The 7,942-nt window shown below is 47.3% G+C and carries 6 protein-coding genes and 1 pseudogene; 4 read left to right on the top strand and 3 right to left on the bottom strand.

Translation table 11 applies throughout. From position 1 onward, the window contains the following. Positions 1-1,861, bottom strand: a 1,861-nt coding sequence (locus PN462_RS11265) for a cobaltochelatase subunit CobN (protein ID WP_272128308.1), incomplete at its 3' end; no start/stop codon positions are given. Between the two features lie 60 nt (positions 1,862-1,921). Between PN462_RS11265 and PN462_RS11260 the strand changes: the two genes are divergently transcribed. From PN462_RS11260 to PN462_RS11245, 4 genes are all read left to right on the top strand, one after another. Further along, the gene (locus PN462_RS11260; protein ID WP_272128306.1) at positions 1,922-2,596 is read left to right on the top strand and encodes a PRC-barrel domain-containing protein; all 675 of its coding nucleotides are present in this window, start codon (positions 1,922-1,924) and stop codon (positions 2,594-2,596) included. A 77-nt stretch (positions 2,597-2,673) separates the two neighbouring features. Beyond that, on the top strand, positions 2,674-3,009 hold the full coding sequence (locus tag PN462_RS11255; protein ID WP_272128305.1) for a LapA family protein: 336 nt from the start codon (positions 2,674-2,676) through the stop codon (positions 3,007-3,009). A gap of 131 nt (positions 3,010-3,140) precedes the next feature. Then, on the top strand, positions 3,141-3,488 hold the full coding sequence (locus PN462_RS11250; protein WP_272128304.1) for a sterol carrier protein domain-containing protein: 348 nt from the start codon (positions 3,141-3,143) through the stop codon (positions 3,486-3,488). Between the two features lie 4 nt (positions 3,489-3,492). Further along, positions 3,493-4,161, top strand: a complete 669-nt coding sequence (locus tag PN462_RS11245; RefSeq protein ID WP_272128303.1) for an N-acetylmannosamine-6-phosphate 2-epimerase — start codon at positions 3,493-3,495, stop codon at positions 4,159-4,161. Here the strand turns inward: PN462_RS11245 and PN462_RS11240 are convergent. Together PN462_RS11240 and PN462_RS11230 are read right to left on the bottom strand one after the other, a co-directional pair. Further along, positions 4,162-4,793 (bottom strand): annotated as a pseudogene (locus PN462_RS11240) (DUF4351 domain-containing protein). It lies immediately after the preceding gene. Between the two features lie 19 nt (positions 4,794-4,812). After that, positions 4,813-7,818, bottom strand: a complete 3,006-nt coding sequence (locus PN462_RS11230) for a tetratricopeptide repeat protein (RefSeq protein ID WP_272128299.1) — start codon at positions 7,816-7,818, stop codon at positions 4,813-4,815. Positions 7,819-7,942: the final 124 nt, after the last annotated feature.

Here is a 7,942-nt window from a genome sequence, read left to right as displayed (position 1 = left end):
TTTTAAGGAGGGTTTGAATATTGTTGGGTAGTGACTGGACTAGGGTGAGTATTTCCTGTGGGGTGATAGTATATTCAACTTGTCTATTGATTTTTTCGTCAAACAGCGAGTTGGGGTTTTTAAGGAGGGTTTGGATATTGTTGGGTAGTGACTGGACTAGGGTGAGTATTTCTTGTGGAGTGATAGTATAGGTGATTTGTCTATTGATTTTTTCGTCAAACAGCGAGTTGGGGTTTTTAAGGAGGGTTTGAATATTGTTGGGTAGTGACTGGACTAGGGTGAGTATTTCCTGTGGGGTGATAGTATATTCAACTTGTCTATTGATTTTTTCGTCAAACAGCGAGTTGGGGTTTGTTAGGAGACTGTAGAGGGAGGAGGGGAGAGACTGGACTATCTGTTGAAGTTGTTTACAAGTCAGAGAAATGAGAGGTCGCTGTTTGATTTTTTCGTCAAGCTGTGAATAGCGGTCTAAGATATTTTGTTGGGTAGAAGGGGGGAGGGTGTGGAAGTAGTCCCAAAACTCACTTACGGGGAGAGACTGATAGACGGGACGCATCTCTTGCATTTCTGAGTCGTTGGTGACTCCTTGGGTGAGTTGCTGTATTAACTCATCTCCGGTTTCGGGATAGGTGGTGAGGGTATATCCTGCTTGTTGTAATGCGTGGAGGATATTAATACAACTTGCGGGGGTATCTAACCCAACTCCGTTGGCTAAACGGCCATCTTTGTTGGGATAATTGGCTAATATGAGGGCAATTTTGCGGTCTTTGGGGGGGGTGGTGCGGAGTCTGACCCAGTTTGCGGCCATGTCGGCTACAATGTTGATACGGTCGGGTTGCGGTTCATATATCACTACATCGGTTTCTAGGTTTTCATTCCAGGTGGCAACGGATTTAAAGGAGACGGCACGGGTTATAATACGACCATCGACTTCGGGTAAGGCCACATTCATGGCCACGTCTCTGGGAGAGAGTCCTTGATAACTGGACTCCCAACTGTCTTGGGTCCCCCCACTGAGGATAACTTGTAAGACGGGGAGGTTGAGTTGGGTCCAGAGGTTTAATTTTTCTTCTTCTCCTACTTTTGCGAGGGAGAAACTGGTGGTGTTGAGGAGGACGTGACTGTCTGCGAAGTGGTTTAAGAGGTCTGGGTGTAACTCTTCGTCGCGTAGGGAGGAGATAAAGATGGCCTTGGCTTCTAGGTTACGGTCTTTTAAGGCGTTACACAAGGCATCTATGGGTTTGGTATTGCCTGCGAGGTAATGGGACCGATAAAATAAGATTCCGACTTGGGGGAGGTGAGGGGTTTGCGGGGTATAATAGGTCCCTAGACGGGGGACGGTTTGGGGGGGGTGGGGATGATAGGGAGAGTTTAAGCAGGTGGCTGCGATATACTGACAGGCATTCACCCAGTTACTCACTCCTCCTTGGGTGAAGTATTGCCAGAGTTGGTTTACTTGGGACAGGGAGACGGTAGAATGGCTGATGAGGTCGGGGTCGGGTTTGTCGTCTCCGGGGAGGACAAACAGGGCCGTGTTGTTTTCTGCTGCGATGTCTTTGACGACTTCTAACCCGTAAGACCAGTAAGACCGTCCTCCTAGGAGTCGTAAGATGATGACATCTGCTTTGCTGAGGATGTCGTCTGCGTAGGTGTCGATGCTGAGTTGTTGTTGCAATTGTAGCAGGTTGGCCACTCGCAGGGAGGGGAAGGTGTCGGGTAACTGGGGGACTGCTGCGGCCAGGGTTTGGATGTCGGTGTCTGCTGCGGTGATAAAGATAATCGAGGCTGGGGTCTGTTCTAAGAATATCACGCCTTCTGCGTCTGGGGTCCATCCTCCTGGGGTTGCGGCGATACGGTGCATTTTTCTTTCTCGGTTCTCACGTATGATTAATATAGACTAAATTGTATCGGTGAGCAACTTATGACTGTTGATACGACGACTCCTAATTTGGTGCTTCAGAGTCAGTTCCACGATAAGTTAATTTTAGACCGTCAGACGACGGAGAAGTTGGGGTATGTGGATCAGTTTTGGATTGATCCGCGATCGCACCAAGTCCAAGGTATGATTAGTAAGTCAGGCTTTTTCAACCGCAGTAAGCAATATTTCCCATGGTCTAATCTTGTCACGTTGGGAAAAGATAGTGTTTTAGTCACCGAGTCCGAAACCTCTGCTGAACCTCCGAAAAAAGCAGAGATTATTTTAGGTCACGAAATGTGGACAGATACGGGGACGAAAGCAGGACGCATTACAGATTTTTTATTTAATGTGGAGACGGGAGAAATTGCCACTTATTTGTTTATTAATGAGGGGTGGAAAAATACAATGTTAGGGGCAACTTATTTGTTGCAACCTGTCGCTATTTCTAGTGTGGGGGAGAAGCGAATTATTGTCTTTGAAACGGCAGTGGAAAAAGCGAGGAAGTATCAAGAGGGTATGGGAAATCGATGGGGAGACTTTTTACAAGAGGACTATGAAAAAACGAGAGAAGATGTCCAAAGTATTTTCAATAAAACCCAAAAAGCAGCCACGAAGTTACGGGATGTTTGGCCTCAGAAAAAAGGAGAAACTAAAGATGAACAAGGAAAGGAAAATTAGAAATAATGTCGGTTAGTTTTATAACTTCAGTGTTTAGTGTTTTTTCGTAAAAAGGTGGTTTAAATAGATTAGAAAATATGCAATCTCTCTTAGTTTTAGCCTTTATTATTGCTGCATTAGCCATTATTTTTGCCTTACAAAATCCGGATTACATTACCGTTGATTTTTTAATGTGGCAACTAGAAGCACCGCTTGCTTTATTGTTATTAATTATTTTAGCATTAGGGGTGACAATTGCACTACTTTGTGCATTACCCACTTACTTTAGGAAGCAAGCTAGACTCTCCCGTCAGAAGCGTCAGTTAAAAGAAGTAGAACATAATTTATCCGAAAAAGATACAACGATTCAGGAAAAACAACAACGTATTCAATATTTAGAGACAAAAATTAAGCGGGATATGGGTAATGGGTAATTGGTAATTGGTACTTTTATTTTTTACCTTGTATCTATTCCCTATTCCCTTTTTTTACCAAGAACAAAGAACAAAGAACAAAAATATGACCCAAAATAAAACCTATAGTTTCCGTTCACGGACTCAAGATCATGACAACTTTAACTTGGATGCTGCGGGTGATTAATGTCCCGCTTGCGTTGGAAATGCGTCCTTATCCCCCTGTTGATGCAGAATTACATTTAGACGTTGGGGATGACCTGTTAGCGGATAATCAAGACCGTTTTATTTTGCAGGTTTCTGGGGGGAAAGGGGAGGTGAAACGGGGAGGCCGGGGGGATTTACATTTACCCATTCGTTCCCTATCTCCTCTGTTTACGGGCTTCTTTTCTGCGTCTCAGTTAGCGCGTATGGGACAATTAGAGGGAACAGAGGCTGCGATCGCAACGGCCCAGTTTCTTTTCCATTGCGATCGGCCCAGTCTCGCAGACATCTTTTAACCCTATGCTGGAAACCCTTAACCAGAAGCTAATTGTCTCTTGTCAGGCCCCTCCTGATTCTCCGTTATATGAACCGGATATCATTGCTGCTATGGCCAAAACCGCCATTCAACGGGGGGCCGCAGCAGTCCGTATTGACACCCCGGCCCATGTCCACGCAGTCCGCCAACTCCTCCCCCAAACCCCGATTATTGGCTTATGGAAGCAAAAAACCCCCAATTCTCAGGTCTATATTACCCCTCGCTTTAGTGATGCGGTGGCCATTGCAGAAGCGGGGGCCAATATTATCGCCATTGATGCCACACAGCGTCCGCGGCCCGATGGGGAAACCGTCCCAGACATCATCGAACATATCCACCACACCTTAAATAAGCCAGTGATGGCTGATATTGATACCCTAGAGAATGCCCAATTTGCCATAGATGCTGGGGCTGATGTAGTGGGAACAACCCTTTTCGGCTACACTCAAGAGACCGCAACCCAAACCCCTCCTGGATGGGACATTTTGCGGGAACTGGCGGCAAATTCCCCAATCCCGGTCATTTGTGAAGGGGGAATTGCAACACCAGACATGGCCAAACAAGCCTTAGATTTGGGGGCTTATGCGGTTGTGGTGGGAACTGCAATTACAGGAATTGATTTAAAAGTAATGGAGTTTCAAAAAGTGTTTTAGTTAAGATTGTTCAGCCAACCAATTCAGCAAATCTTCCTCAGTTTGAAAGTCTAATAAAGCCTCTCCCAAGGCTTCAATTTGGTCAACAGATAACTGTTGGATTTGTTCTTCTAACTGAGGAGATAACTCTCCTAAACGTCGTTTAATTTGACGAGTTACTAAATTCCGTTCCCGTTCGAGTCCTTGTTCGAGTCCTTCTTGTAACCCTTCTTCCTTCCAACTGGTGGTTATTTGCATGACTTCCTCCCTAGTGGTTACTGGTTCGATTGTATCGAGTTCTTGTTGAAAAATCTCTAACTCGGCGGCGTTTAAACGGAGGTAGGTATCTATAAACCCGGAAATTAACTTCATGCGGGCGGGATCAAGGCGTAACGTGGCTAAAAGACGCAGGCATTCTAATTTTACCCTGGGCCGTTCTTCGGGGGAAAACTGCATTTTGGCCATTAAGGCTGAGGCCACCGGGTTACGCTACATTCTCCGGAGGTGACATCGGTGAAGATTTCTTTATCTAAAAATTTGATGCTGTCCGGGTCTAAGTAATCTAAGACGGCGGGGAAAAAGAGTTCTAGAAATTCGATAAAAAAGGTGCTTAAAAGCTCTTTGAATAGGCGATCATGGTCAATATTTGTCATTGAACCTAAGTGAATCTTTTTAGTTTATTTTACCAGTAATGAGGAAACCTGCCCAGTAATAGGGGGAGGCGTAGGGGGTATGATCTTCGCCTTGACGGTTAGCTTTGTCTTGGGCTAAGTCTTGGGCGACTTTTAAGTGATGTTGGCAGCGAGGGGCGTTGTCTTGGAAGGTTTCTAAAAGGTGGTCATAAATTTCTATCAGTTGGCGGTACGTGAGATGTTTTAACCAAGTTTGGGCTTGGGTTAAGGCTTGATGAGGGGGGATTTCTTGTTTAATAAATTGGTAAAATTGCCACATTAACAAACTGGTGGAAACTTCTGGGACTGACCATAAGCTATGTAATACATAACTAGCACTTTTTGTCAAGATGGCGGTGGCTAAACTCACAAATTCATTGGTGAGACGTTGGGGGTGGGTGAGACGCATTTCACTGGCGGAGAGGCAGATTAAGGGGGCGAGGGAGTCTTCTAGGGTGAGAATATCTTGTAGGGTAAATTCTTCCTGTTGGGCGAGGATGAGGGCAGCGTTGAGGGAATGGGCGGTGTTTTGATAACTTTTTCCGGTGAAGTGGAAAATGTTAGTGGGAAGTTGCAGTTCTCGGACTAAGTTCACTTTATTGGCCTCGGCACTTTGGAGGGTGCGATGGGCAAAGAAGGGAGCGATCGCGCTAATCTCAATCTCCCCGTGAGGCATATACCCCGAAGGATTCTCCACCAGTAACAACGGCACATCCGGTGGACTCTCATCCGGACTAGGTAAAGCGTCCTGTAAATCCAGGCCAAACTTCGCACTAGGTAAAGTCGTCACATTCAACTCCCACCCCGCAAATAATACCGGAAGCGGCAACAAATGCAACTCCAAATGGGGAATTAAAATTAAATGCCGACACCCCTCCGGCAACTGCTCAACAATGGTCTCAACTTGCAAAATCTCCCCTAACTCCTGCAAATAGGACTCCAATTGAGTTTGCCATTGCTTCTCATCGGGAGTCGCCACCTTTTGCCGTTTTCGTTCATAACTCCGTTGCCATTTTTCAAACCAGAGGGTAAATTTTTCTAAGGCGCGATGGCGTTCCGGTAAAACCGTCACAGGTTGCTGATCCCGTAAAATAAACGTCGTTAAAGCCGCCGGACTCAAATGCCAATACACCAGACAAGTCTCCTCATCCAACAAACGCTGCATCTGTAGGGCCGTCGGAGAAGGGGGAACATTTTCCACCGTTTCCTGTAACTGCCAATGAATAGATAAATTCTTCTCCTCCTCCGCAAACTGTAACCCCTGAAGCTGCTGTTTGCGGTCCGACGCTTGGGCCAACTGATCCACCCGTAACTGTCGCAGGCCAATAAACTTGCGTTCCAACCGCAACTTTTGCCGAGAAGACTCTGTACCCAGCACCAATTGCTTGAGAATAATCAGGGCAATATTAATATAATTCTTGGCATTAATATAATTCCCCAAATCGTGATGGGCCGTAATTAACTCCTGCATCACCTCCAAATAGGACTCCTGCAACTTGGGATCATCCTGCCAAGCATCCAACGCCTTTTGATAGGCTGCGATCGCTTTCTCCAGATAAGGCCGGGCATCCCCCTGGCGTAACCCCTCCCGATAATGGGCCATACCCTGATAATGATGCAACGTCCCCGCCGCCAAGGGATAATCGGGATGATCCGCCGCCAACCGACTCAACCCCTCTTGCCAATTTTGTAACGCCGCCTCATACCCCAAAGGGGCTGGGGCCTGAAAAATCGTCCAACCGCGATTCCCCCAGGCTTGCCAGAAATTGGGGTCAATCTCCACCGCCTTATTAAACTGATCCAAAGCATCATTGTAACGCCCCAAATAGCGCAATGTGACCCCTTGCCCGTTATAGGCGTGGGGGTAATCGGGTTTCAGGGTTAACGCCTCTTGATAGTCCTTTAAAGCGTCTCCATAGCGTCCCAACGCCATAAAGGTATTGCCCCGACTGTAATGGGCTTCGGGGAAATTGGGGTGTAAGAGAATCGCCTGGCTATAGTCCGCCACCGCCGCCTCATAGCGGCCCAACTCCCGTAACACATTGCCTCGGTTGTGGTAGGCATCGGCCAAATTCGGGTCAATGGACAACGCCGCCGCCAAATCCCGTAACGCCGCCTCATAATCCCCTAGGGCTGCCTGTACCATGCCACGACTATTGTAAACGGGGGCAAAGTCACTTTTGAGGGCAATGCCCTGATTTAAGTCTTCTAGGGCTTCCTTGTAGCGTTCCTGATAATAATAAGCCATGCCCCGGCCTTGATAGGCCGCCGCCAAATCCCCTTGTTTCTCCAAGGCTTGGCTAAAGTCGGCTAACGCCTGATCATACTGTTGTAATTCCAGATAGACATTACCCCGATTAAAAGCCGCTTGGGGGGAGTCGGGTTGTAATTGTAAGGCTTGGTTTAAATGGGCGATCGCGCGATCGTATTGCCCCAAATAAAAATACGCCGCCCCACACCCATTCTGGGCATCAAAAAACTCATCCTGTCGTTCCAACGCCGCCTCCCAAAGGGACACCGCCCCCTGAAACTCACCCGCTTGATACGCCAGGGCCCCCTGCTGAAACAACTCCATGGGGTCCTCAGAACTCACCGCCGACACTTCCACCGGAGTCGTCGTCTGACGATACTTTTCCCCCTCTTGGCGACCCAATTCCAACATCCGTTCGCCAATTTGCTTGGCCACATCCCCCAACTCGCCACAATTCATATTGCCCAACCGAATCATACGCTGGGCCTGTTCGCTTTCTAACTCCGACGGAGACTGTCGCAGCAACTGCCGTCCATAACGCTGTAACCACGCCACAAACCAAGGGTCATAGCGTCGAATCCCCAAGCGTTCTAAAATTTGAGTTTGTTGCCATCCCCTGGCCACTCCATCAAGGAGTTGATAAAACAGCGACTCATACGCCTCATAGGTGAGGGGTTGAATTTCACTGGGATCAGGAATAGGGGGATCAGAACTGATTAAATCGGAAAAGAGGTCTTGGACCCACCGAAATGGCATTTGAAACCTTCCGTTGCTAGCGTGAGACTTTTGCCATTATCTATCATATTCTTCATCTGTGGGAGTGGATAGTTGATAGGGAAGATGGGGGAGATGGGGGAGATGGAGGAGATGGAGGAGATGG

It is taken from the genome of Spirulina sp. CS-785/01, from assembly GCF_028330525.1.
In the GTDB taxonomy this organism is placed as follows: Bacteria; Cyanobacteriota; Cyanobacteriia; order Cyanobacteriales; family Spirulinaceae; genus JAQMSD01.
This window is presented reverse-complemented; position numbering and strand designations above follow the sequence as displayed.